Below are 23,329 nucleotides of genomic sequence, written 5' to 3' on the forward strand. Positions count from 1 at the left end.
GGTCGCGGGTCACCCGCTCTTGCGGCGGAACTCGCGCTTCATCGAGGCGGGGCCGTGCGTGTCGTGCACGGCGGAATCGGCGTCGAGGTGAGCCTCGCCCTTGCGGTGCTGGGAGTTCTTCTTGTCCAGCGCCTCCTTGAACTTGCGCTTCATCTCCTCGGATGCCGCGTCGGGGGTCTTGTCAGGGGTACTCATGGGCTCCACCCTAAGCCGGGAATCCCGCCCTGGACCAGGCGTGTATGCGCACAGGGCGGCCTGGTAGGCTCGTGCAGGGTGCCCGTGTGGCATCCGCTCAATCGAATACTGAGCTGTGGAGCAGACCGGGCAGAGAGCTGGTCCCCTGTGGTGGGTTCCCGTCCGACGGACGGTGACCTTCGACTGGTGGCCAGCGTAGGCGGTCCTTGCGGATCATCATCCGCGCGCCCATATCTGCCTGTTCCTGCTCCTTCGATCGATCTCGTGCGCGAAACGCGCGTGCGAGTCTAAACAAAGAAGGAGAGACCTCTTGGAAGGTCCTGAAATCACTGCCGCCGAAGCCGTCCTCGACAATGGACGCTTCGGCACCCGCACCATCCGGTTCGAAACCGGCCGCCTCGCCCAGCAGGCGCAGGGCGCCGTCGCCGCCTACCTCGACGAGGAGACGATGCTCCTGTCGGCCACCAGCGCCGGCAAGCACCCTCGTGAGGGCTTCGACTTCTTCCCGCTGACCGTCGATGTCGAAGAGCGTTCGTATGCCGCGGGCAAGATCCCCGGCTCGTTCTTCCGCCGTGAGGGTCGCCCCTCCACCGACGCGATCCTCGTGTGCCGTCTCATCGACCGCCCGCTGCGTCCTTCGTTCGTCGAGGGCCTCCGCAATGAGGTGCAGATCGTCATCACGGTGCTCTCGATCGCCCCGGGCGAGTTCTACGACGCACTCGCGATCAACGCGGCATCCCTGTCGACCCAGATCTCGGGCCTGCCGTTCTCCGGCCCGATCGCCGGTGTCCGTCTCGCGCTCATGCCCGGTCACGGTGAGCACGGCGACCAGTGGATCGCGTTCCCCAAGGCCGAGCAGCTCGAAGAGGCCGTGTTCGACCTCATCGTCGCCGGCCGCGTGCTGCCCGACGGCGACGTCGCGATCATGATGGTCGAGGCCGAGGCCACCGAGAACAGCTGGAACCTCATCAAGGCCGGCGCCACCAAGCCCAGCGAAGAGGTCGTCGCGCAGGGTCTGGAGGCTTCGAAGCCCTTCATCAAGGAGCTCGTCGCCGCGCAGAACGTCGTGGCGAACACCGCCGCGAAGGAGATCAAGCAGTTCCCGGTCTTCCTGCCCTACAGCCAGGAGACCTACGACTTCGTCGCCGGTCGCGCCTACGACTCGCTCGTCCCGATCTACCAGATCGCCGACAAGCAGGAGCGTCAGAACGCCGACGACGAGCTGAAGGACCGCGTCAAGGCGGAACTGATCGCCGCGACCGAGGCGGGCGAGCTGCCCGCAGCTGCTCCGCTGGAGTTCTCGGCCGCGTACAAGTCGGTCACCAAGGCCATCGTTCGTGGCCGCATCCTCGCCGAGGGTGTGCGCATGGACGGCCGCGGTCTTGCCGACATCCGTCCGCTCGACGCGGAGGTGCAGGTCATCCCCCGCGTGCACGGTTCGGCGATCTTCCAGCGCGGCGAGACCCAGATCCTGGGTGTCACCACGCTGAACATGCTCAAGCTGGAGCAGCAGATCGACTCGCTGTCGCCCACGACGAGCAAGCGCTACATGCACCACTACAACTTCCCGCCCTACTCGACCGGTGAGACCGGCCGAGTCGGCAGCCCGAAGCGTCGCGAGATCGGGCACGGCTTCCTCGCCGAGCGCGCCCTCGCGCCGGTGCTGCCCAGCCGCGAGGAGTTCCCGTACGCGATCCGTCAGGTCTCCGAGGCGCTGAGCTCCAACGGCTCGACGTCGATGGGTTCGGTGTGTGCGTCCACGCTGTCGCTGCTGAACGCCGGTGTGCCGCTGCGTGCTCCCGTCGCCGGTATCGCGATGGGGCTCGTGACCGACCAGGTCGACGGTCAGACCCGCTACGCGGCGCTGACCGACATCCTCGGTGCCGAGGACGCCCTCGGTGACATGGACTTCAAGGTCGCCGGCACGAGCGAGTTCGTCACGGCGATCCAGCTCGACACGAAGCTCGACGGCATCCCGTCGTCGGTGCTCTCGGCCGCGCTGCAGCAGGCCAAGGACGCGCGTCTGACGATCCTGAACGTGCTCAACGCTGCGATCGACGGTCCGGACGAGATGGCCCCGACCGCCCCGCGCGTGATCAGCGTGCAGATCCCGGTCGACAAGATCGGCGAGCTGATCGGCCCGAAGGGCAAGACGATCAACGCGATCCAGGACGAGACCGGCGCGCAGATCTCCATCGAGGAGGACGGCACCGTCTACATCGGCGCAACCGACGGCCCCGCGGCCGAGGCTGCCCGTGCCCAGGTGAACGCGATCGCCAACCCCACCAACCCTGAGGTCGGCGAGCAGTTCCTCGGCACCGTCGTGAAGCTCGCCGCCTTCGGCGCCTTCATCTCGCTGCTTCCGGGCAAGGACGGTCTGCTGCACATCAGTGAGGTGCGCAAGCTCGCCGGTGGCAAGCGTGTCGAGAACGTCGAGGACGTGCTGGGTGTCGGGCAAAAGCTGCTCGTGCGCATCACGAAGATCGACGATCGCGGCAAGCTGTCCCTCGAGCCCGTCGTCGAGGAGGGCGCCGAGCAGGCTGCTCCCGCCGACGACGCCGAGGTCACGGTCGAAAGCTGAACCGCCGCTCGGTGATACCGAGCGCGTCGTCCGGATGCCCGTTCCCCCTTGTGGGGAGCGGGCATCCGCCGTTTGTCCCCCGAACGGTGGACACCCCGCCTACGGCGTGACCAGAACGTTATGGAAAGTTCACTCTCCGTGCACGGCGATGGCCGGTGGTGTCGGTGGCCTGCCTTAGCCTCGGAGGTAAGCGCCGGGGGCGTGGAAAAAATGGCTCGGCATCCGCTCTGCGGATCGCCTGAGGGGGTGCGTCATGGGTTTGTTCAGCGTCGGCTCGGCGAGTGCATCGCCGCGCCTTGCCAGCGAGCCTCGCGCACCCCATCCCTCAGCGCCGATCCCGGTGCAGGGCCCGCCGCTGGGGCGGGGCGTGCGTACCGTGCTCGGCGAATCCGGGCTGTCGGTGTTCCCGCTCATCGTCGGCGGCGCCGAGTTCGGGTGGCACGTCGACCTGGAATCCAGCCACGCGATCCTCGACGCCTACGTCGAGCTCGGTGGAAACGCCGTGCACACCTCCGACGCGCACTCCAGCGGTCGCAGTGAGCACATCATCGGGCAGTGGATCCACTCCCGCGGTTTGCGCGACGATCTCGTCGTCGCGGTGCGGATCGGCGCCCACCCCGACCACCCGGGACTCGGACCGGTCAACCTGGTGCGCGCGGTGGAATCCTCGCTTACGCGACTGCGCACCGATCGCATCGACATGCTCTACCTCGACGGCGACGCCGACGGCGGCGGCACCGCGCTGGAGGACGCGCTGGCGACGGTGGAGTGGCTGATCGAAGCAGGCAAGGTGCGCGCCCTCGGCGTCTTCGGGTTCACCGCACCCCAGCTGGTCGAGGCACGCATCCTGTCATCGGCGGGCCTGCCGCGCGTGACCGCACTCGATGTGCCGTACAACCTGCTGCGTCGCGACGAGTTCGAGGGGGACCTGCGCCTGGTCGCCGGAGCCCAGGGCATCGCGGTGACCCCGTCGCAGGCGCTGGCCCACGGATTCCTCTCCGGGCGTCACCGCTCGCGGGCGCGCGCCGGAGCCTCGGTGCGCGGTGCACAGCTGGCCGCAAGCATGAACCGGCGCGGCACCCGGATGCTGCGGGCGGTCGACGCGCTGGGCACCGAACTGGGCGTATCGGATGCCGCGGTGGCGCTGGCGTGGCTGCTCGCACAGAAGACCGTGGTCGCGCCCATCGTCAACGTCTACTCGCCGACCCACGTCGAGGAGCTGGTGCAGGGCGTCGGGGTCAAACTCGGCCGTAGCCAGCTGGCAGAACTTGCTCGCGCCGCCGGGTGATCCGGGCCCTTGACATAGGCTGGGGCGGTGCGCCCCGGCACGGACCCCCGATGAAGTGAGCCCAGTGTGACGCAGTATCTGTACCTCGTGCGGCACGGAGAGCATCTCGATGCCGAACACGGCATCGATGACGGACCGCTGTCCCCGCGCGGCCAGCGGCAGGCGGCGCTATTGGCGGACCGGCTCTCCGGCGTGCCGCTGACCGCGGTGTGGCACTCGCCGCTCGAGCGGGCCGCCGAAACCGCCCGTGCCGTCGCCGACCGGCTGCCGGCAGTCTCGCCGCGGCCCAACGCGCTGCTGTTCGACTGCGTCCCCACCGGCATGTCCGACGACACCCCGGCGGTGTACGAATCGTTCTTCGGCGCGTACACCGAGGCCGAGATCGAGGCGGGCAGCGCGCAGATGGCCGACGCCGTGGGTGAGTTCCTCCGCCGCAAGCCCGGTGCGCACGAGCTGATCATCACCCATAACTTCGTCATCGCGTGGTTCGTGCGCGAAGTGCTGCAGATGCCGCAGTGGCGCTGGCTCACCCTGAACCAGGCGCATTGCGGGCTCACGGTGGTCGCGCAGCGCCCCGGACGGCCGTGGACCCTCATCTCGCACAACGACCTCGGTCACCTGCCGGTGGAACTGCGCACCGGTCTGCCGGAGCTGCCCCCGGTCTGACCCGACACGCCGGCGGAATCATCCTCCCGGTGGATGCGGCGGTTCACAGGTATCCCATAGCCTGACCGGATAAGGGCGGTCGTCGGCCGCGTCGGAGTCTGGGGAGGACCATGAACCGCCACACTGTGGGCGCCGCCGTCGGTGCCGCCGTCCTGCTGGTCGCACTCACGGGGTGCAGCGGTCCCGAAGCAGACCCGGGCGCGGACGAGGAGCTGTCACCGCTGAACGCGTACCTCGCCGCTGCCTGGGGCGGGGATCTCAGCGAAGAAGAGCAACAGGAACGCTTCGAGAAGGAGCACGTCCAGCGCGAGGAGCTCGTGGCGCAGTGCATGACCGAGGACGGGTTCGAGTACATCCCCGCCCCCAACACCGGCTCCATCTCCTTTGAGTCGGACATGGTCTGGGAGCCCGACTCGCGGGAGTGGGTCGCGCAGTACGGCTACGGGATGATCACTTACCCCGGCCAGGATCAGCCGGCCGAACCGGACGAGGAGTACGTCGACCCCAACCAGGACTACGTCATGAGTCTGTCGGAGTCGGAGCAGGCTGCGTATTACGAGGCGTTGTACGGCCCCGGGGTGCCCGAAGAGGAGATGGCCGAGGACGGGTCGTACGAGTGGGACTGGACGACGGCCGGATGCCACGGCTGGGCGCAGCACGAGATTGACGGGGAGAACCCGACCACCTCCGACGAGCACCAGCCGCTGATGGATGCCATCAACGAGTTCTACACCGACATGCAGAACGACCCCGCACTGGCAGACCTCAACGCCGAGTGGGCCGCGTGCATGGATGAGGGGGGATACCCGGGGTTCACCGCGCAGACCGATGCGCAGACATCGATCAGCGACGAGCTGAACGCCTACTACGAGGGTCAGACCGAGTGGATCGAGGACGACCCGAAGCTCGCCGAACTGGGCGAGCGCGAGATCGAGCTGGCGCTGGTCGACCTGGACTGCCGGGAGAAGACCGACTTCCGGGACAAGCAGACCAAGATCAATGCGACGCTGGAGGAAGAGTTCATCGCCGATCACCAGGCAGAACTGGACGCGTTCAAGGCCGCAGCCGAGCAGGGGCGATAGGTGACCCGCCGCGACGCGCGGGTCTTCGACGAGCTACTTCCCGCCGGCGACGCGGAAGCGTCGACCGATCCCGTCGCGGGGGCAGCGCCGGAGCCGGCGGTAGAGACCGCTGCCCTCAGCCGGGTGCAGGGCTGGCGGCGCGTGTTCCGCACCAACCGCGTGCTGTGGATCATCGCCGCGGCGGCGGTCGTGAGCCTGGTCGCGGGACTGCTGGTCGGCCGGTTCGTGCTGTCGCCGGCCGATGCGGCGTCGCTGACCGACCCGCCCGCGCCCGGTCTGATCACCGTGGCCATGGAGCGCGGCATCCTGAGCAACGACGTCACCATTCGCGGGGACGTGGGTTACGCCGACTCGGTCGAGGTCACGATCGACACCGCCGCGCTCGGTGGTCCCGCCGTGGTCACCGGCAGCGTGCCCGAGCCAGGCGCGACGCTCACGCCGCTGTCGGTGGCGCTGGAGGTCGCCGGCCGGCCGGTCATCGTGCTGCCGGGCGACCTGCCCGCCTATCGCACGCTCGTGTACGGCCTCACCGGTCCCGACGTGGTGCAGTTCAAGGAGGCGATGCGCCAGGTGGGCATCGACGCCGGCGACCCCGCATCGGACCGCTTCGACGAGACCGCTGCGGCTGCCGTGACCGCGCTGTACACCCAGATCGGCTACCCCGCGCCGGCGGCGGATCCCGGTGCGGCCGACGCGGTGCGTGCCGCGCAGGAAGGCGTGAGCGCCGCGGAGCAGGCGCTCGCCGCCGCGCGGGCCGATCTCGGGCAGGCCGCCGGCGGCGCCTCCGCGGTCGAGATCCGCGCCGCCGACAACGCCGTCAACAGCGCTCAGCGTGCGCTCGACGTACGACGAGGCCAGCCCCCCGGAGATCCCGCAGAGGTGCCGGCGTGGCAGGCCGAGCTTTCCGACCTGCAGGACGCACTGGAGCTGCGGCAGCTGGAACGGCGCCAGCTGGATGCCGCTCCCGACACCAGCGGGCAGCGCGGAGCCGTCGAAGCGGCCAACCGCCAACTCGCCGACGCGCGCGACGGCCTCGCCCGGGCGCGGGAACAGGCGCTGCCGGCGCTCCCGGCAGGCGAGGTGCTGTATCTGGGGGATCTGCCCCGTCGCGTCGATGCCGTCAACGTGACGCGCGGCCAGGTGCTGCAGGGTGCGGCGATGATCGTGTCGGGTGCGACGATCACCGTGAGCGGCAGCGCGGCCCCCGCGGACGCGGCGTTGCTGACCGTCGGGGGCGAGGCGACATTCGAGCTGCCCGACGGCACCCCGCACCGCGCGGTGATCTCCGCCCTCACACCCGGGCCGACCCAGGGCGACCGCTGGGAGATCGCCCTGCAGCCCGACGAGCTCACGACCGAGCAGGCGATGCAACTGCAGGGCAGCAATGTGCGCGTGTCGCTGCCGGTGGGTGCGACCGCCGGCGAGGTGCTGTTCGCCCCGCTCGCCGCGCTCACTGCGGGCCCGGGCGGTGAGGCCCGCGTCGAGGTCGTCGAGGGCGATCCCCGCGACGGCGCCGACGCGGTCACCCGGCTGGTGGCCGTGGAGACCGGACTGGCAGCCGGGGGATCGGTGGAGATCGTGTCGGCCGACGGCGCACTGAGCGAGGGCGACCTCGTGGTGGTCGGCCGGTGACCCAGGCGCTGCTCGAACTGCACGATGTCACGCGGTCGTTCCCCGGGCCTCCGGAGGTGCAGGCGCTGAAGGGCGTGAACCTGCGGGTGGACCGCGGCGACTACGTGTCGATCGTCGGTTCCAGCGGCTCGGGCAAGTCGACGATGCTCAACATCCTGGGGTTGCTGGACCGCCCGAGCGTCGGGGAGTACCGCATCGATGGCGTCGTCACCGGCACGCTCACGGAGAACGAGCGCGCCGCCGTGCGCGCTCGCCGCATCGGTTTCGTCTTCCAGTCCTTCCACCTCATGCCCAGGCGCACCGTGCTGGACAACGTGCTCATGCCGATGCTGTACAGCGGGGTACCCCGCGGCGAACGGGAACACCGCGCCCGCCGCACGCTGGAGCGGGTGGGGTTGAGTCACCGCACGGAGTTCCTGCCCACGACCCTTTCGGGCGGGGAGCGGCAGCGCGTCGCCGTCGCGAGGGCCGTGGTGAGCACGCCCAGTGTGCTGTTGGCAGACGAACCCACCGGGAACCTCGATGCCGCGACGTCGGAAGAGGTCATGGCGCTGTTCGACGACCTCCGCGCCGACGGGCTCACGCTCGTGGTGATCACCCACGATGCCGCGGTGGCAGCCCTCGCCGACCGTCGCGTGCGCATCGCGGACGGCCGCCTGACGGAGGAAGCCTGATGGTCCGCTGGTTCCGGCGGCGCCGCGCCGCGGCATCCGACCCCATCGCAACCCACATTCTCGTGACGCAGGTGCCGCGGGCCGACCGGTACACGGCGGCGGATCTGCTGGTCGAGGCCACCGCCGATATCGGGTCGCGTCCCGGACGGCTCGCCATGACCCTCGTGGGAACCGTGCTCGGCATCGGCGCGCTGGTCGCCACGATCGGCTTCTCGCAGACCGCCGCACACCAGATCGCCCGGCAGTTCGACGCCGTCAAGGCGACGCAGGTCGTCGTCGCCCCCGGTGAGGCGCGTACCTCCTCCGGCGGCAGCGCGGCGACCACACGGCTGCCGTGGGACGGTGTGGACCGCGTCGTGCGGCTGGTCGGAGTGGAGGCGGCCACCCTCATCGCCGACGTGTCGCTGGGCACCGACACCATCACGGCCGTGCCGGTCAACGACCCGTCGGCGCCGGCGACGGCCTCGCCGGATCTCATCGCCTCGACACCCGGTCTGCTCGACGTGTTGGGCGGACATCTCGTCACCGGGCGGATGTTCGACGCCGGCCATGACGAGCGCGCGGACCGCGTCGTCGTGCTCGGCGCCGGTGCCGCCGAACGGCTCGGCATCAACCGGGTCGACAGTCAGCCGTCGGTGTTCATCGGCGGGGTGCCCTACGCCGTGCTCGGCGTGTTCGACGGCGTCCAGGCGCGCGGCGACCTGCTCGACGCGGTCGTCGTCCCCATGCGCACCGCCCGCCACGAGCGCGCGCTGGGCGCACCCGGCCAGATGCAGATCCGCATCGTCATGGGCACCGGCCCGCAGGTCGGGGAGCAGTCGGCGATCGCGCTGTCGCCGGATGCGCCGGAGAACCTCGAGGTCTCCGCGCCTTCGGCCCGCTCCGACCTCGGCGATTCGGTCAGCGCCGACGTCAACGTGGTGTTCCTCGTCCTCGGGGGCATCGTGCTCCTGGCCGGCGCGCTGGGCATCGCGAACGTCACCATGCTCAACGTCATCGAGCGGGTGCCGGAGATCGGGCTGCGCCGCGCGCTGGGGTCGACCGGGCGTCAGATCGCGTCGCAGTTCGTCGTGGAGTCGATCATCATCGGGTTGCTGGGCGGGCTGCTGGGCGCCGCCCTGGCGGTGCTGTCGGTCGTGGGTTTCGCCGCGGTGCAGCAGTGGACGCCGGTGATCAACCCTTGGATCGCGGTGGGCGGCGCGGTGCTCGGCGCCGTGGTGGGGCTGGTCGCCGGTTGGTTCCCGGCGCGACGGGCGTCGCGGATCGAGCCGGTTACCGCGCTGCGCGGCGGGAGCTGAGCCTGCGCCGCTGCCGCCGAGTGAGTATTCGTCGCGCCGAGTGAGTATTCGTCACGCCGAGTGAGTACCGGGAGTCCTCCTGTGCCGGGAAGGCCTACAGCACCTTGCCGTACCAGCGTGTCGCGTTGGGGTTGTCGTTGTAGGGCTCGATCGCCTCGAAACCGGATGCCGCGTACAGCCGTCCCGCGGCTTGGAGCGTGTGGTGGGTGTCGAGGACGAGTTCGCCCGCTCCCCACTCCCGCGCCCTCGCCTCGAGCCCGGCCAGCAGCACCCGCCCCCAGCCGCGGCCACGCGTCTCGGGTCGCAGGAACAGGTGCTTCACCTCATAGCGCCGGCCGTGGGGACCGTCGGGGATGAGACGGATGCCACCGCAGCCGACCGCTCGACCGTCGTCGTCCAGCGCCAGCAGGAAAACGCCAGCCGGCGGGGTGAACGTATTCACTTCGGGGAATACGGTGCGATACGCCTGCTCGGGGAAGCCCTCGGCCCGCATCCCGAAGTACTCGGTCAGCAGCTCTCGCGCGGTGGGATCGTCGACGGGCGCGGGACGCAGGCTCACCATGGCTTCGAGCGTAGCCCCGTAGGCTGGAGCCATGACGACACGCGTGGCCATCGTGGGCGGGACCGGCAAGCTCGGCAGCATCGTCCGCGACGTGGTGGCCGACCTGGACGACTTCGAACTGGTGGCTTCACTGTCGTCGTCGAGCGATCTGGCCGAGATGGATGCCGCCGACCTGGTCGTTGACACCTCGACCCCGGCCGTCTCGATCGACGCCGTGCGCCACGCCATCGAGCAGGGCAAGCAGCTGCTGATCGGCACCTCGGGCTGGTCGGCCGAGCGCATCGCACTGGTGCGCCCGCTCGTGCAGCAAGCCGGCACCGGCGCGGTGTTCATCCCGAACTTCTCGCTCGGCTCCGTGCTCGGCTCGGCGCTGGCGGCGGCATCGGCCCCGTTCTTCCCCTCGATCGAGATCATCGAGGCGCACCGCGAGACCAAGGTCGACTCGCCCAGCGGCACCGCAGTGCGTACCGCCGAGCTCATCGCCGCCGGCCGCGCCGCCGTCGGCCCGGTCGAGTCTCCCTACGTCGACCAGCGGGCGCGCGGTCAGCAGGTCGCGAGCGTGCCGATCCATTCGCTGCGCCGCCCCGGCGTGGTCGCCCGTCAGGAGACGATCCTGTCGGGTCCGGGGGAGTCGCTGTCGATCGTGCACGACACGATCGATCCGGCGCGCGCCTACGCCCCCGGCATCCGGCTGGCGCTGCAGGCTGCCCGTGACGCCCGCGGTGTCACGGTGGGGCTGGACAGCTTCCTCGACATCGGGTTGCGTGTCCCTGGGACCGAGTCGACCGGCAAGCCGGTCGACGAGGGCGGCGTACCGGGCCAGGTCGCTCGCACCACCGGCGCATGAGCACCCGCATCGGCGTCGCCGTGATGGCGACGATGCTCGCGCTGTACATCGCGCTGGTCGCCCACCGCGGCTGGCTACTGCTGACCAGCGGCGAGCCGGTGGGCATCGCCATGGGCGTCGCGCTGTTCGTGCTGCCGCTCCTGGCGGCATGGGCGCTGGGGCGTGAACTGTGGTTCGGCATCCGCGCGCAGCAGGTGGGGCGGCGGCTCGAGGCCGAAGGCGCCATCCCGACCGAGGCCGTCGCGACCCGTCCCAGCGGTCGTCCGCTGCGGGAGGATGCCGATGCCCTCTTCCCCGCGTACCGCGCCGCCGTGGAGGCCGCTCCCGACGACTGGCGTGCCTGGTACCGGCTGGGTCTGGCCTACGACGGTGCCGGCGACCGCCGTCGCGCCCGTGGCGCGGTGCGGCGGGCTATCGCGCTGGAGCGCAGGGACCGCAGGGACCGCAGGGAGCGCGCCGAGCGGGCCGAGCAGGGCTAAACCGCCAGCGCCGCCGCGACCGCCGCCTCGACGGTGGGGTGGTCGAAGGTGAATCCGGTGCGCTGCAGCACCTCGGGCACGACGTGCGCATCGGTCGTCAGCAGCGCCTCGGTCGCGTCGCGGCCCAGCACCAGCCGCAGCGCCCAGACCGGCGCGCGCAGCACGTAGGGGCGGTTCAGCTGCACCGCCAGGGCGAAGCCGAGGTCGTTCGCCGTGGCCCGCTGCGGGCCGACCAGGTTGACCGGTCCCTCGATGTCGCCGGTGATGACGTGCCTGATCGCGCGCACCTGATCGTCCAGGGAGATCCACGGCCACACCTGCGTGCCGCGGCCGATGGGGCCGGCCAGCCCCGCCCGGGTGAGCAGAATGAGGGGCTTCAGGACCCCGTCGCGGTGGACCACCGGTGCGGTGCGCAGGACGGCGACGCGCGCGCGGTCGCCGGCGGCGAACGCCGCGGACTCCCACTCGCCGCACAGGTCCGCCAGGAACGTTTCGCCGCGGCCGGAATGCTCGGTCAGCGGTGTGCCGGGCGCCGAGCCGTAGTACCCGACCGCCGATGCCGACACGAACGCCGGTGCGTCGTCGCCGAGGGCGCGCACGGCCGAAGCGAGGGCCTGCGTCGGGGTGATGCGCGACCACAGCAGTTCGTGCCGGTACGACGCCGTCCAGGGGAACCGGCCGATGCTCGCGCCGTTGAGACCCACGACGGCGTCCGCGCCCGCGAGCACCGCGGGATCCAGCGGCCGGTCGTCACGGAGCCAGGTCACCTCATCGGGTGCGGTCGGCTCGTGCCGCACGAGCGTGGTGACACCGATGCCGTCGGCGCGCAGCGATCGGGCGAGGGCGCGGCCGATCAGGCCGGAGGCGCCGGCGAGCACCACACGCCGCGGAATCGGTTGGTCCGTCATCAGGCGAGGGTCGCCTCGAGGGTGATCTCGATGCCGGCGAGGGCCGCCGAGACGGGGCAGCCGGTCTTGGCTTCTTCGGCCAGCCGGGCGAAGTCCTCCGGAGACAGGCCCGGCACGGTGGCGTTGACGTTGAGGTGGCTGCCGGTGATGCCCTTGCCGGGGACGAACGTGACCGACGCGGTCGTCTCGATCTGCTCCGGCGGGGTGCCGTTCTCGGCGAGGGCCAGGGAGAAGGCCATGCTGAAGCACGCCGAATGCGCGGCGGCGATGAGCTCCTCCGGTGTCGTCACCGACGACGATCCTTCGCTGCGGGCCTTCCAGTTCACTGCGAACGGGCCCTGGTTGGAGCTTTCCAGTGCGGTCTCGCCGGAGCCTTCGAACAGGCTGCCCTTCCACGTGGTGCTGGCTTCGCTCGTGACGCTCATGCTGGTCCTCCCGGTCCGGGGCGCGGGTGCGCTTCCGGTGCGAGCCTAACCGGGTGGATGCCGCGGCGAAACGCCGCAGGCCCGCTCAGGCCGCGGTGGGGCGGGCGCGACCGACCAGGCCGATCCGCTGCAGCAGCAGGTATAGCCGGCACCCGAGGCACAGCCCGAACACGGCGTTGAGGAAGGCCGCCATGAACGCCATCGCCGCCGCGATCGGCAGCGCCCAGGGGACCCCTGCCAGGTGCAGCGCGAGCCCGACGACGCTGACGAACAGGCCGACGCCCTGCGCGAACCGGGGCGGGCGGGGGTCTTCCAGGTCGGTCGGCGGCGCCAGTCGAGCCTGGATGAACCGGCGGTACAGCACGCCCCAGGGTGCGGTGCGCGGGGAGAGCACGCCCCACAGGAACAGCAATGCCACGACGAGCAGGGCGAGGAAGCCGGGGTCGAGGGCGCGCTGCGCGAGCGAGGCGGAGGAGACGGTCCAGCCCTGGGGCAGGAACACCTCGTCGGCGAGCGGCTGATAGGCGAACCAGCCGAAGGGGCCGCGCGCCGTGGAGATGCCGACCAGGCTCAGCAGCACCGTCCCCAGCAGCAGCACGGAGGTGATGCCGGCGCCAAACCGGGGGCCGCGCGGGTCGATGCCGCGCGGCGCGGCATCCGGCTGTTCAGGCACGCGCCGACGATCCGGTCAGCCGAGCCAGTTCCAGCTCGACCACGCGGCGGTTGGGAACCCCGCCGAAACGGGTCTGGATGACCCCGTCGCCGTCGAGGATGAGGGTCGTCGGGGTCTGCAGGATCTGGAAGTGCTTGGCGATGTCGGGCCGGTGCGTGAGATCGACATCCAGGTGCAGCACGCCGTCGCGGTCTTCGGCGAGGGCGGACAGCACCCGGTGCACGCCGGGGCAGCGCGCGCACAGCTCGGTGCTGAACTGCAGCAGCGTCGCGGTGTCGCCCAGCCGCTCGGCGCCGAGGCGCTGCGGATCGACGACTTCGTTGGGAATCTGCCGCTGCGGCCGGCCCTGTCGCCACCGTGCGAAAGCGCCAACGCCCAGCGTCACCGCGAGCAGCGCGGTGAGCACATAGACAGCATCGACGAGGTTCACCACGGCCCAGGCTAACGGGTGGCTCTGGACGAAGAGCAACAATGACGATTGTGACGGCGCGGCGACGCACCCTGCGGGCCCGCGGCCGGTGGGGTCGGCCGCGGGTATCGTGGCAGCCGTGACCACGGCGATCCCTACCCCTTACGAGGACCTCCTACGCGACGTGCTGGCCCACGGCACGCACAAGGATGACCGCACCGGCACCGGGACGACGAGCGTGTTCGGCCGTCAAATCCGGTTCGATCTGGCCGAGGGGTTCCCCCTCATCACCACCAAGCGCGTGCACTTCAAGTCGATCGCCTATGAGTTGCTGTGGTTCCTGCGCGGCGAATCGAGCGTGACCTGGCTGCAGGATCACGGCGTGACGATCTGGGACGAGTGGGCGGATGCCGCCGGTGAGCTTGGCCCGGTCTACGGCGTGCAGTGGCGGTCGTGGCCGACCCCCGATGGCGGTCACATCGACCAGATCTCGCAGATCATCGAGCAGATCCGCACCAACCCCGACTCGCGGCGCCTGATCGTGTCGGCCTGGAACGTCGCCGACATCCCGAACATGGCCCTCGCGCCCTGCCACGCGCTGTTCCAGTTCTACGTCGCCGACGGCAAGCTGTCCTGCCAGCTGTACCAGCGCAGCGCCGACATGTTCCTGGGGGTGCCGTTCAACATCGCCTCGTACGCGCTGCTCACGCTCATGGTCGCGCAGCAGGCGGGCCTGGAGCCGGGCGACTTCGTCTGGACCGGCGGGGACTGCCACATCTACGACAACCACCTCGACCAGGTGCGGCAGCAGCTGGACCGCGCGCCCTACCCGTATCCGACGCTGCGCTTCGCCCGCACGCCGGAGTCGATCTTCGACTACCGGTTCGAGGACTTCGTCGTCGAGGACTACCAGCATCACCCCGCGATCCGCGGGGCGGTCGCGGTATGACCGCACCCATCGGCCTCGTCTGGGCCGAGGCCGAGGGCGGGGTGATCGGCGCCGACGGCGGCATGCCCTGGTACGTGCCCGAAGACCTCGCGCACTTCAAGGCCGTCACCGCCGGCGCCCCCGTCGTGATGGGGCGCCGGACGTGGGAGTCGTTTCCGGCGCGGTTCCGGCCGCTGCCCGGGCGCCGCAACATCGTGATCACGGGCAACGAGCAGTGGTCTGCCGATGGTGCGGAGCGGGCAGCGTCGCTTGACGCGGCGCTGCAGCTCGCGCAGGCCGCTGAGCCGGAGCGCATCTGGGTCATCGGCGGCGGCCGACTGTTCCGTGAGGCGATCGGGCGGGCCGACCGGCTCGAGGTCACCGAACTGGACACCCGCGTCGACGGCGACACCTTCGCCCCCGACCGCGACGGGTGGCAGGTCGTGGCCGCGGAACCGGACGCCGGGTGGTCCACCTCGCGTGAGGGCATCCGGTATCGCTTCCTCCGGCTCGAACGCGCGTCGTAGGGTCACCTCATGGCCAAGACGGCACTGATCACCGGCGCGAGCTCGGGCCTCGGCGCGGAATTCGCCCGGCAACTCGCCGCGCGCGGCATGGACCTGGTGCTCGTCGCCCGCGATCGCGACGCCCTCGACGCCCTGTGCCGGCGCCTGCGCGACGAGCACGGCGTGCATGCCGAGGCGCTCGCCGCGGACCTGCTGGACCCGGCCCAGCTCGCCGACGTCGTGGCCCGGCTGCGCGACGGCGAGCACCCCGTGGACATGCTGGTCAACAACGCCGGGTTCGGGCTGCCGTTGGCGTTCGAGCGCAATGACATCGAGGACGAGCAGCGGCACCTCGACCTGCACGTGGCGGTGCCGATGCGCCTCATGCACGCCGTACTGCCGGGGATGCTGGAGCGCCGTCGCGGCCGCATCGTCAACGTGGCATCCGTCGCCGCTTTCACCCCGCGATCGACGTACGGCGCCGTCAAGGGCTGGCTCATCAGCTTCAGCCGGTGGGCGAACGTGGCCTACGGCCCCCGGGGCGTGACGGTCACGGCGGTGTGTCCCGGGTTCACGCACACCAACTTCCACGAGCGGATGGGCATGGCCCTCGGCCGCGAGGGCGTGCCTGGCTGGATGTGGCTCAACGCCGGTGACGTCGTCGCGGCGGCGCTGCGCGACGTCGCACGGGGCAAGAGCGTGTCGGTGCCGTCGCTGCGTTACAAGGTGCTCGTGGGCCTCACCCGCGTCCTCCCGGACCGGCTGGTCGTGGCGACCGCATCGCGGGGCCGCTGATCAGGCGAACCGCCCCAGCCGGATGCCGGCGTAGGCGAGCGCGGCCACCGTCTCCCCGTCCGAGATCGTCCCGTCCGCGATCATGGCGACCACCTCGCCGAACGGCACCCACCGCACCGCGCGGATGCCCTCCTCGGCCTGCGTGTGCGCGGCATCCGCCACCGCCGCGATGCCGCGGGCGAGGAAGACGTGCTCTGCGGCCACCGCGACGCCGTTGAGCGCGTTCATCGCGCCGATCGCCTGCCAACCGGATGCCGTGACGCCGGCTTCCTCGGCCAGCTCGCGCTGCGCCGCGACCAGCGGGTCCTCGCCGTCGGAGCCACCGGCGGGCACCTCGAGCGAGACGCCGACGGTGTACCGGTCGACTTCGACCAGGCACACGCGGTCCGCTTCGTCGATCGCGACGACGAAGACGGCCGGATGCCGCATCTCGACGACGCCGTAGATGCCGTCCCCGGCGGGGCCGCTGACGGTGTCCTCCCGGACGCGGATCCACCGGTTGCCGTACACCTCGCGGCTCGTGCGCGTCTGCCAGGTCATGCCGCGACCCTATCGGGGCAGTGCGAACGAACCGATACCCTGGGAGCATGACGCATCAGGCCAACCCGTTCGGACAGGTCCTCGTCGCGCTGGTCACTCCGATGACCGCCGACGGCGAAGTCGACTGGCCCGCGGTCGAGAAGCACATCGACGACGTCATCACCGCCGGGGCCGACGGCATCGTCGTCACCGGCACGACGGGGGAGACCAGCACGCTCACCGACCCCGAGAAGATCCGCCTGGTGGAGGTGGGCCGGGACGTCGCGGCCGGACGCGCCAAGATCATCACCGGCGGCGGCTCGAACGAGACCGCCCACGCGATCGAGCTCTACAAGGCCAGCGAGAAGGTCGGTGCCGACGGCATCATGATCGTCACGCCGTACTACAACAAGCCCACGCAGGCGGGCATCCTCACGCACTTCCGGCTGGTGGCCGATGCCACCGACCTGCCGGTCATCCTGTACGACATCCCGGGGCGCACCGGCGTCCCGATCAAGTACGAGACGATCCTCCGTCTCGCCAAGCACCCGAACATCCTCGCGATCAAAGACGCCAAGGGCGACTTCAGCGAGGTCAGCCGGGTGCTGAACCAAACCGATCTGATGTACTTCTCGGGCGACGACGCGAACGCGTTGCCGCACCTCGCCATCGGCGCGACGGGACTCATCGGCGTGACCGCGAACATCGCGGCTGCGCCGTACCGCGTGATGATCGACGCCGTGAACCGGGGCGACCTCGCCGCGGCCACGGCGGCGCACCAGCAGCTGGAACCGCTGGTGCGGGCGGTCATGACCCACGTCCCGGGCACCGTGAGCGCGAAGTACATCCTGCACGGCCTCGGTCGCATCTCCAGCCCCCGCGTCCGCCTGCCCCTGGTGGGGCCGGAGGAGTGGGAAGCGGCGATGATCGAGGATGAGCTTGCCCTGGTGACCGACGTCGTCGGCGCTGATTTCTCCAATTTCCGTCCCGACCGCAATGCGGCAGCAGGCGGCGCACTCCCGAAGGTCCACGGCACCACACGATGAGCCCCAACGCGATCACTTCGCCCCCCACCCTCGCCCCCGGAACCCTCCGCGTCACGCCTCTCGGCGGACTCGGGGAGATCGGGCGCAACATGACCGTCTTCGAGTACGAGGGCAAGCTCCTCATCGTCGACTGCGGCGTGCTGTTCCCCGAGGAGCACCAGCCGGGGGTGGACCTGATCCTGCCCGACTTCGAGCCGATCAAGCACCGCCTCAATGACATCGTCGGGGTCGTGCTCACGCACGGTCACGAAGACCACATCGGCGCCGTGCCCTACCTGCTGCGCCTCAAGCGCGACATCCCGCTGATCGGCTCAGGGCTGACCCTCGCCCTGGTCGAGGCGAAGCTCAAAGAGCACCGCATCAAGCCGTACTCGCTCACCGTGAAAGAGGGCCAGGACGAGCGGGTCGGCCCGTTCGACCTCGAGTTCGTCGCGGTGAACCACTCCATCCCGGACGCGCTCGCCGTCGCGATCAAGACCCCGGCGGGCACGGTGCTGGCCACCGGCGACTTCAAGATGGACCAGTTGCCGCTGGACGGCCGCCTGACCGACCTGCGCGCCTTCGCCCGTCTCGGTGAGGAGGGCGTCGACCTGTTCCTCGTCGACTCCACCAACGCCGACGTCCCCGGCTTCACCCCGCTGGAGCGGTCGATCGGCCCGGTCCTTGACCAGGTCATCGGCAAGGCCCCGCGCCGCGTGATCGTCGCGAGCTTCTCCAGCCACGTGCACCGCGTGCAGCAGGTGCTGGATGCCGCACACGCCAACGGCCGCCGCGTGGCACTGCTGGGCCGCAGCATGCTGCGCAACATGACGATCGCCGCGGACCTCGGCTACCTCACCGTGCCCGAGGGCGTGCTGATCGACTACAAGAAGGCCCAGGACCTGCCCGACGACAAGATCGTCTTCATGTCCACCGGGTCGCAGGGCGAGCCGATGGCCGTGCTCAGCCGCATGGCCAACCTCGACCACGCGATCGAGCCGGGCCCGGGTGACACCGTGATCCTCGCCTCCAGCCTCATCCCGGGCAACGAGAACGCCGTCTACCGCGTCATCGACGGTCTCACCAAGCTCGGCGCCACCGTCGTGCACAAGGGCAACGCCAAGGTGCACGTCTCCGGTCACGCCGCCGCGGGCGAGCTGCTGTACTGCTACAACATCCTCAAGCCCAAGAACGTGCTGCCCGTGCACGGCGAGTACCGCCACCTCATGGCCAACGCGAAGCTGGCACAGGACACCGGCATCCCCGCCGAGCGCACCATCATCGGCGAGAACGGCACCGTGGTCGACCTCAAGGACGGCATCGCGACCGTCGTCGGTCAGCTCGACATCGGCTTCGTCTACGTCGACGGCTCGACCGTCGGCGAGATCACCGACGCCGACCTCAAGGACCGCCGCATCCTCGGCGAAGAGGGCTTCATCTCGGTGATCGTGGTGGTGGATGCCGCCACCGGCCGCGTCATCACCGGCCCCGAGATCCACGCCCGCGGTTTCGCCGAGGACGACTCGGTGTTCGACGACGTCAAGCCGAAGATCGCCGCCGCGCTGGCCGACGCCGCGAAGTCGGGGGTGCGTGACTCGCACGCGCTGTCGCAGATCGTGCGTCGCACCATCGGCCGCTGGGTCAACCAGCGACTGCGCCGGCGTCCCATGATCGTGCCGCTGGTCATCGAGGCCTGACCCGCTTCTGCGCAACGCCCGCGAGCCGCTCACTGCGGCCCGCGGGCGTTCTGCGTCCGCGGCCGCGGTCACACCCTTCGGCTCAGTCGTCGCGAACGGCCCTGTGCCGCCCCCGCGAGGGGCGGATGCGACGACCGAACCCCCGCGGGAGGGACGGGTGTGACCACCGAACGCGGGTGCGCACGGGTGTGCCACGGCGGTGAACGCGGCTTCCGGGGGAATGAAGGGGTCGCGTCGTTCCGGGCAATGTCGGTGGTACCGACGTACCGTGGATGAATGGCCAGGAGCAGCAATCCGACCACGAGCGGGCGCGCGCCCGCGAAGGGTCCCGCGAAGGGGGCGTCTCCGCGCGCCCGAAAGCCCGCTCCCGCCCCGAAACGCTACGTCGATGAGGCGGAGAAACCGCCGCTGATCTCGCGCGCCTGGATGGGTCTGGCCCACGCGACCGGCGGGCTGTTCCGCGCGTTCGGCCCGGAGAACCTCGAAAAGGACCAGCGCCGCGACGGCTTCCCGTTCCTGCTGGTGCTGATGGCGGTCGCCGGGTCGGTCGTGGAGTGGTTCTTCATCGGCACCGAGCTGGCGGGCACCATCAGCGCCTACACCGCGGGCGGGATCATCGGGCGCGTGGCGTTCATCCTCCCGGTGCTGCTGCTGTGGCTGGCCGGCTGGCTCTTCCGGCATCCGCCCTCGGTGCACGACAACGGGCGCATCGGCATCGGCTTCGGCCTGCTGGTGCTCACGATCGCGGGGTTCTGCCACGTGCTCGGCGGGCGTCCGCAGCCCAACGCCGGGCTTCCCGCGCTGAGCACGGGTGGCGGGTTGTTCGGCTGGATGGTCGGCGAACCGCTGACCTTCCTCACGCAGATCGGTGCGTGCGTCGTGCTGGGCCTGTTCGCCGCGCTCAGTGTGCTGATCCTCACCAAGACCCCGCCGAACCGCATCGGCCACCGCCTCGGCGACCTGTACGCCTGGATGTTCGACGCCGAGCGCGTCGAGAAGCCCGCCGCAGCGCCGGCGGAGACCTCCGACGACTCCGACGGGCTGCCGTGGTGGCGTCGCAACAAGTCTGGCCGCGAAGAGGACCCGCACGACGGGCTCGGTTCGCAGGACCTCACCTCCCTGCTGTCGCCCTCCGGCGACACCGGCGGGTTCGAGCAGGCCATCGCACCGGTCTCGCCCCCGCCGCCGCTGCCGGACGCACCCACCGAGGTCATCAGCCCCGGCGTCGTGGAGGCCGTGCGCAGGGGCGCCCGCCGTGTTGACACCGGCATCCGCGAAGATGCCACCGAGGTGCTCGATGACGGTGAGCTGCCCGGCCTGTCCGGACTGGGTGGCGACGGCGACGGCTTGCCGCCCAGCGCGGTCTACCGCCTGCCCTCCGCCGCGGCGCTGGCAGCCGGCACGCCGCACAAGGCGCGCTCCGAGGCCAACGACGCCATGGTGAAGGCCATCACGAGCGTGTTCTCGCAGTTCTCCGTCGACGCGACGGTCACCGGATTCTCGCGCGGCCCGACGGTCACGCAGTACGAGATCGAGGTCGGCTCGGGCGTGAAGGTCGAGCGCATCACGGCGCTGACCAACAACATCGCCTACGCCGTCGCCTCCAACGAGGTGCGCATCCTCGCCCCGATCCCCGGCAAGAGCGCCATCGGCGTGGAGATCCCCAACACCGACCGCGAGATCGTGACCCTCGGCGATGTGCTGCGCTCCCCGGCATCCACCAACTCGGTGCACCCGATGACGATCGGCGTCGGCAAGGACGTCGGCGGCGGCTACGTCGTGGCCAACCTGGCCAAGATGCCCCACCTGCTGGTGGCCGGCTCCACCGGCTCGGGAAAGTCCAGCTTCGTGAACTCGATGATCACGAGCCTGCTGATGCGCGCCAAGCCCACCGAAGTGCGCATGGTGCTCATCGACCCCAAGCGCGTGGAACTGACCTCCTACGCGGGCGTTCCGCATCTCATCACCCCCATCATCACGAACCCCAAGAAGGCCGCCGAGGCGCTGCAGTGGGTCGTGAAGGAGATGGACATGCGGTACGACGACCTCGCGTCGTTCGGCTACCGGCACATCGACGACTTCAACCGCGCTGTCGTCGCCGGCGAGGTCAAGCTCCCCGCCGGCAGCGAGCGCGTGCTCAAGCCCTACCCGTACCTGCTGGTGGTCGTCGACGAGCTCGCCGACCTCATGATGGTCGCCCCGCGCGACGTCGAGGACTCCATCGTCCGCATCACCCAGCTGGCGCGAGCCAGCGGCATCCACCTGGTGCTTGCCACGCAGCGCCCGTCTGTCGACGTCGTCACCGGTCTGATCAAGGCCAACGTGCCCTCGCGGCTCGCGTTCGCCGTCACCAGCGTCACCGACTCGCGCGTCATCCTCGACCAACCAGGCGCCGACCGCCTGATCGGTCAGGGCGATGCCCTGTTCCTGCCGATGGGCACGTCCAAGGCCATCCGGGTGCAGGGCGCCTGGGTGAGTGAGAGCGAGATCGAGAAGGTCGTCGCGCACGTCACGCAGCAGGCCCGCCCGGAGTACCGCAAGGACGTCGCGGCCGTCGTGGAGAAGAAGGAGGTCGACGCCGACATCGGAGACGACCTCGAGCTGCTGCTGGCCGCCGCCGAGCTGGTCGTCTCGACGCAGTTCGGCTCGACCTCGATGCTGCAGCGCAAGCTCCGCGTGGGCTTCGCGAAGGCGGGACGCCTCATGGACCTGCTGGAATCCCGCGAGATCGTGGGCGCTTCCGAAGGCTCCAAAGCGCGCGACGTGCTGGTCACGGTGGAGCAGCTGCCCGGTGTGCTGGCGCGGCTGCGCGGCGAGGACGACCCCGACGAGAAGGACGACGATCCCGTCGATGAGCAGTTCGCCGGCTACGAAGTGGTCGAGGAAAGCGGCGAGGACGAGGATGCCTGGGGCCTGACCGGCCGCTGAGGCGTGCAGCACTAGGCTCGAACCGTGGCGATTCCGAGGCAGCTTCCCAACGCGATCACGATCGTGCGGATCCTCTGCGCACCGGTGTTCCTGTGGATGCTGCTGGCGGACGGCGGGGCCGACGGGCCGCTGCGGTGGTGGGCTGCGGTGCTGTTCATCGTCGCGATCGCCACCGACGGCATCGACGGCTACCTCGCCCGGCGGCACAACATCGTCACCGACCTCGGCAAGCTGCTGGACCCCATCGCCGACAAGGTGCTCACCGGCTGCGCGTTCGTTGGTCTGTCGATCCTCGTCGAACTGCCCTGGTGGGTGACGATCCTCGTGCTGGTGCGTGAGATCGGCGTCACCGTGCACCGCCTCGTCGTGGCGAGCAACCACGTCGTGGCTGCGGCCTGGATGGGCAAGGTCAAGACCGTGGCTCAGGCGGTTGCCCTCTCGCTCGCGCTGCTGCCGCTGTGGACGGTCGTGGGGGAGTGGATCCACTGGGTCAACACCGTCACGATGACCATCGCCGTGCTGCTGACGGTGGCCAGCGGCATCGACTACATCCTCACCGAGGTGCGCGGCGCCCGGCGGCTGCGCCGTGAGGAAGCGTCGTGAGTCCGTTCCGCCCCGCACCCGACCCCGACCTTCCCGACGAGGCCGAGCAGACGCTGGTCTCCAGCGGACGCCGCAGCGAGGCTGAGGTGCTCGTGGAGCGCCTGCGGGAGCTGGGGTGGACCGTCGGGGTGGCCGAGTCTCTCACCGGCGGCCTGGTCGTGGCCTCCCTCGTCGCAGTCCCCGGTGCCTCCGCCGTCGTCCGGGGCGGCATCGTCGCGTACGCCACGGAGCTGAAGGCGACACTGCTCGGCGTGGACCAGGTGCTGCTGGATGCCCACGGTCCGGTGAACGAGCGGGTCGCCCGGCAGATGGCCCGCGGCGCCCGGCGCGCGCTGGGCGCGCCCGACCGTCCCGCCGACATCGGCATCGCCACCACCGGCATCGCCGGACCCGACTCGCCCGACGGTCAGCCGGTGGGCACCGTTCACATCGCGGTGTCGACCTCCCTGGGCTCGCGGGTGGAGTCGCTCCAGTTGGAGGGCGACCGGGAGCAGATCCGCACCGCCGCCGCGGTGCGCGCGATCTCGTTCGCACTGGAAGCGCTGTGACGGGAACAACGCGCTCCGGGCGTGCGTTGTCCGTTACATGATTCCCATGGGACGCACAACA

Annotated in this window: 24 protein-coding genes; 17 read left to right on the forward strand and 7 right to left on the reverse strand. The window is 70.4% G+C overall.

What is annotated here, in order from left to right; translation table 11 throughout:
* Positions 1-9 precede the first annotated feature (9 nt).
* A complete protein-coding gene (locus QNO11_RS04650; protein ID WP_257510185.1) occupies positions 10-195 on the reverse strand; it encodes a DUF5302 domain-containing protein in 186 nt (61 codons plus the stop codon).
* Between the two features lie 310 nt (positions 196-505).
* On the opposite strand from QNO11_RS04650, the gene QNO11_RS04655 reads away from it, so the two are divergent.
* The 7 genes from QNO11_RS04655 (at position 506) to QNO11_RS04685 (ending at position 9,416) form a co-directional block, all read left to right on the forward strand.
* Entirely contained in the window at positions 506-2,776 is a 2,271-nt protein-coding gene (locus QNO11_RS04655; protein WP_257510184.1) for a polyribonucleotide nucleotidyltransferase, read from the forward strand.
* 253 nt (positions 2,777-3,029) lie between these two features.
* Positions 3,030-4,064 carry an aldo/keto reductase gene (locus QNO11_RS04660; protein WP_257510183.1) on the forward strand — a complete coding sequence of 345 codons (1,035 nt, stop codon included), beginning with the start codon at positions 3,030-3,032 and terminating at the stop codon, positions 4,062-4,064.
* Between the two features lie 66 nt (positions 4,065-4,130).
* On the forward strand, positions 4,131-4,730 hold the full coding sequence (locus QNO11_RS04665) for a histidine phosphatase family protein (protein ID WP_257510182.1): 600 nt from the start codon (positions 4,131-4,133) through the stop codon (positions 4,728-4,730).
* Positions 4,731-4,840: 110 nt separating this feature from the next.
* Positions 4,841-5,812 (forward strand): hypothetical protein, encoded by a 972-nt coding sequence (locus QNO11_RS04670; RefSeq protein WP_257510181.1) that lies wholly within the window; start codon positions 4,841-4,843, stop codon positions 5,810-5,812.
* Positions 5,813-7,444 (forward strand): efflux RND transporter periplasmic adaptor subunit, encoded by a 1,632-nt coding sequence (locus tag QNO11_RS04675; RefSeq protein WP_257510180.1) that lies wholly within the window; start codon positions 5,813-5,815, stop codon positions 7,442-7,444.
* Positions 7,441-8,118 (forward strand): ABC transporter ATP-binding protein, encoded by a 678-nt coding sequence (locus QNO11_RS04680; RefSeq protein ID WP_257510179.1) that lies wholly within the window; start codon positions 7,441-7,443, stop codon positions 8,116-8,118. The genes QNO11_RS04675 and QNO11_RS04680 overlap by 4 nt, the downstream gene beginning before the upstream one ends.
* Positions 8,118-9,416: an ABC transporter permease gene (locus QNO11_RS04685; RefSeq protein ID WP_257510178.1), complete on the forward strand. Its 1,299-nt coding sequence runs from the start codon at positions 8,118-8,120 to the stop codon at positions 9,414-9,416. The genes QNO11_RS04680 and QNO11_RS04685 overlap by 1 nt, the downstream gene beginning before the upstream one ends.
* Positions 9,417-9,510: 94 nt before the next feature.
* Here QNO11_RS04685 and QNO11_RS04690 read toward each other — a convergent pair whose 3' ends face one another.
* On the reverse strand, positions 9,511-9,978 hold the full coding sequence (locus QNO11_RS04690; RefSeq protein WP_257510177.1) for a GNAT family N-acetyltransferase: 468 nt from the start codon (positions 9,976-9,978) through the stop codon (positions 9,511-9,513).
* Positions 9,979-10,009: 31 nt separating this feature from the next.
* On the opposite strand from QNO11_RS04690, the gene dapB reads away from it, so the two are divergent.
* Both dapB and QNO11_RS04700 read left to right on the forward strand, forming a co-directional pair.
* Positions 10,010-10,825, forward strand: a complete 816-nt coding sequence (gene dapB, locus QNO11_RS04695) for a 4-hydroxy-tetrahydrodipicolinate reductase (RefSeq protein ID WP_257510176.1) — start codon at positions 10,010-10,012, stop codon at positions 10,823-10,825.
* The gene (locus QNO11_RS04700; RefSeq protein ID WP_257510175.1) at positions 10,822-11,304 is read left to right on the forward strand and encodes a hypothetical protein; all 483 of its coding nucleotides are present in this window, start codon (positions 10,822-10,824) and stop codon (positions 11,302-11,304) included. Before dapB ends, QNO11_RS04700 begins: the two co-directional genes overlap by 4 nt.
* On the opposite strand, the gene QNO11_RS04705 is transcribed toward QNO11_RS04700, so the two are convergent.
* From QNO11_RS04705 to QNO11_RS04720, 4 genes are all read right to left on the reverse strand, one after another.
* Positions 11,301-12,212, reverse strand: coding sequence for a TIGR01777 family oxidoreductase (locus tag QNO11_RS04705; RefSeq protein ID WP_257510174.1), 912 nt, complete (start codon positions 12,210-12,212; stop codon positions 11,301-11,303). The two genes, QNO11_RS04700 and QNO11_RS04705, sit on opposite strands and share 4 nt — an antisense overlap.
* The gene (locus QNO11_RS04710; RefSeq protein ID WP_257510173.1) at positions 12,212-12,637 is read right to left on the reverse strand and encodes an OsmC family peroxiredoxin; all 426 of its coding nucleotides are present in this window, start codon (positions 12,635-12,637) and stop codon (positions 12,212-12,214) included. Before QNO11_RS04710 ends, QNO11_RS04705 begins: the two co-directional genes overlap by 1 nt.
* An 85-nt stretch (positions 12,638-12,722) precedes the next feature.
* Positions 12,723-13,310, reverse strand: coding sequence for a DUF4395 domain-containing protein (locus QNO11_RS04715; RefSeq protein WP_257510172.1), 588 nt, complete (start codon positions 13,308-13,310; stop codon positions 12,723-12,725).
* Positions 13,303-13,740, reverse strand: a complete 438-nt coding sequence (locus QNO11_RS04720; RefSeq protein WP_257528611.1) for a TlpA family protein disulfide reductase — start codon at positions 13,738-13,740, stop codon at positions 13,303-13,305. The genes QNO11_RS04715 and QNO11_RS04720 overlap by 8 nt, the downstream gene beginning before the upstream one ends.
* Positions 13,741-13,858: 118 nt before the next feature.
* Between QNO11_RS04720 and QNO11_RS04725 the strand changes: the two genes are divergently transcribed.
* From QNO11_RS04725 to QNO11_RS04735, 3 genes are read left to right on the forward strand one after another with little or no spacing between them, the layout of a single operon-like run.
* Positions 13,859-14,668: a thymidylate synthase gene (locus QNO11_RS04725; protein WP_257510170.1), complete on the forward strand. Its 810-nt coding sequence runs from the start codon at positions 13,859-13,861 to the stop codon at positions 14,666-14,668.
* A complete protein-coding gene (locus tag QNO11_RS04730) occupies positions 14,665-15,174 on the forward strand; it encodes a dihydrofolate reductase (protein WP_257510169.1) in 510 nt (169 codons plus the stop codon). The genes QNO11_RS04725 and QNO11_RS04730 overlap by 4 nt, the downstream gene beginning before the upstream one ends.
* 9 nt (positions 15,175-15,183) lie before the next feature.
* Complete coding sequence (locus QNO11_RS04735; protein ID WP_257510168.1) at positions 15,184-15,948, forward strand: SDR family NAD(P)-dependent oxidoreductase; 765 nt, start codon at positions 15,184-15,186, stop codon at positions 15,946-15,948.
* Here the strand turns inward: QNO11_RS04735 and QNO11_RS04740 are convergent, their stop codons facing one another.
* Complete coding sequence (locus QNO11_RS04740) at positions 15,949-16,488, reverse strand: NUDIX domain-containing protein (protein WP_257510167.1); 540 nt, start codon at positions 16,486-16,488, stop codon at positions 15,949-15,951.
* Between the two features lie 47 nt (positions 16,489-16,535).
* Between QNO11_RS04740 and dapA the strand changes: the two genes are divergently transcribed.
* The 5 genes from dapA (at position 16,536) to QNO11_RS04765 (ending at position 23,268) form a co-directional block, all read left to right on the forward strand.
* Positions 16,536-17,513: a 4-hydroxy-tetrahydrodipicolinate synthase gene (dapA, locus tag QNO11_RS04745; protein WP_257510166.1), complete on the forward strand. Its 978-nt coding sequence runs from the start codon at positions 16,536-16,538 to the stop codon at positions 17,511-17,513.
* Entirely contained in the window at positions 17,510-19,189 is a 1,680-nt protein-coding gene (locus QNO11_RS04750) for a ribonuclease J (protein WP_257510165.1), read from the forward strand. Before dapA ends, QNO11_RS04750 begins: the two co-directional genes overlap by 4 nt.
* 276 nt (positions 19,190-19,465) lie before the next feature.
* On the forward strand, positions 19,466-22,117 hold the full coding sequence (locus QNO11_RS04755; protein WP_257510164.1) for an FtsK/SpoIIIE family DNA translocase: 2,652 nt from the start codon (positions 19,466-19,468) through the stop codon (positions 22,115-22,117).
* A gap of 24 nt (positions 22,118-22,141) precedes the next feature.
* Positions 22,142-22,720, forward strand: a complete 579-nt coding sequence (gene pgsA, locus QNO11_RS04760) for a CDP-diacylglycerol--glycerol-3-phosphate 3-phosphatidyltransferase (protein WP_257510163.1) — start codon at positions 22,142-22,144, stop codon at positions 22,718-22,720.
* Entirely contained in the window at positions 22,717-23,268 is a 552-nt protein-coding gene (locus tag QNO11_RS04765) for a CinA family protein (RefSeq protein ID WP_374113826.1), read from the forward strand. Before pgsA ends, QNO11_RS04765 begins: the two co-directional genes overlap by 4 nt.
* Positions 23,269-23,329: the final 61 nt, after the last annotated feature.

The sequence above is a fragment of the Microbacterium sp. zg-B96 genome (assembly GCF_030246865.1).
GTDB lineage: Bacteria > Actinomycetota > Actinomycetes > Actinomycetales > Microbacteriaceae > Microbacterium.

Excerpts from the sequence above, each read along its gene's own strand:
- QNO11_RS04700 (WP_257510175.1), top strand. The coding sequence starts at position 10,822 with ATGAGCACCCGCATCGGCGTCGCCGTGATGGCGACGATGCTCGCGCTG.
- QNO11_RS04650 (WP_257510185.1), bottom strand. The coding sequence starts at position 195 with ATGAGTACCCCTGACAAGACCCCCGACGCGGCATCCGAGGAGATGAAG.
- QNO11_RS04705 (WP_257510174.1), bottom strand. The coding sequence starts at position 12,212 with ATGACGGACCAACCGATTCCGCGGCGTGTGGTGCTCGCCGGCGCCTCC.
- QNO11_RS04755 (WP_257510164.1), top strand. The coding sequence starts at position 19,466 with ATGGCCAGGAGCAGCAATCCGACCACGAGCGGGCGCGCGCCCGCGAAG.
- QNO11_RS04670 (WP_257510181.1), top strand. The coding sequence starts at position 4,841 with ATGAACCGCCACACTGTGGGCGCCGCCGTCGGTGCCGCCGTCCTGCTG.
- QNO11_RS04740 (WP_257510167.1), bottom strand. The coding sequence starts at position 16,488 with ATGACCTGGCAGACGCGCACGAGCCGCGAGGTGTACGGCAACCGGTGG.
- QNO11_RS04730 (WP_257510169.1), top strand. The coding sequence starts at position 14,665 with ATGACCGCACCCATCGGCCTCGTCTGGGCCGAGGCCGAGGGCGGGGTG.
- QNO11_RS04735 (WP_257510168.1), top strand. The coding sequence starts at position 15,184 with ATGGCCAAGACGGCACTGATCACCGGCGCGAGCTCGGGCCTCGGCGCG.
- QNO11_RS04660 (WP_257510183.1), top strand. The coding sequence starts at position 3,030 with ATGGGTTTGTTCAGCGTCGGCTCGGCGAGTGCATCGCCGCGCCTTGCC.
- QNO11_RS04750 (WP_257510165.1), top strand. The coding sequence starts at position 17,510 with ATGAGCCCCAACGCGATCACTTCGCCCCCCACCCTCGCCCCCGGAACC.
- dapA (WP_257510166.1), top strand. The coding sequence starts at position 16,536 with ATGACGCATCAGGCCAACCCGTTCGGACAGGTCCTCGTCGCGCTGGTC.
- QNO11_RS04685 (WP_257510178.1), top strand. The coding sequence starts at position 8,118 with ATGGTCCGCTGGTTCCGGCGGCGCCGCGCCGCGGCATCCGACCCCATC.
- QNO11_RS04690 (WP_257510177.1), bottom strand. The coding sequence starts at position 9,978 with ATGGTGAGCCTGCGTCCCGCGCCCGTCGACGATCCCACCGCGCGAGAG.
- dapB (WP_257510176.1), top strand. The coding sequence starts at position 10,010 with ATGACGACACGCGTGGCCATCGTGGGCGGGACCGGCAAGCTCGGCAGC.
- QNO11_RS04710 (WP_257510173.1), bottom strand. The coding sequence starts at position 12,637 with ATGAGCGTCACGAGCGAAGCCAGCACCACGTGGAAGGGCAGCCTGTTC.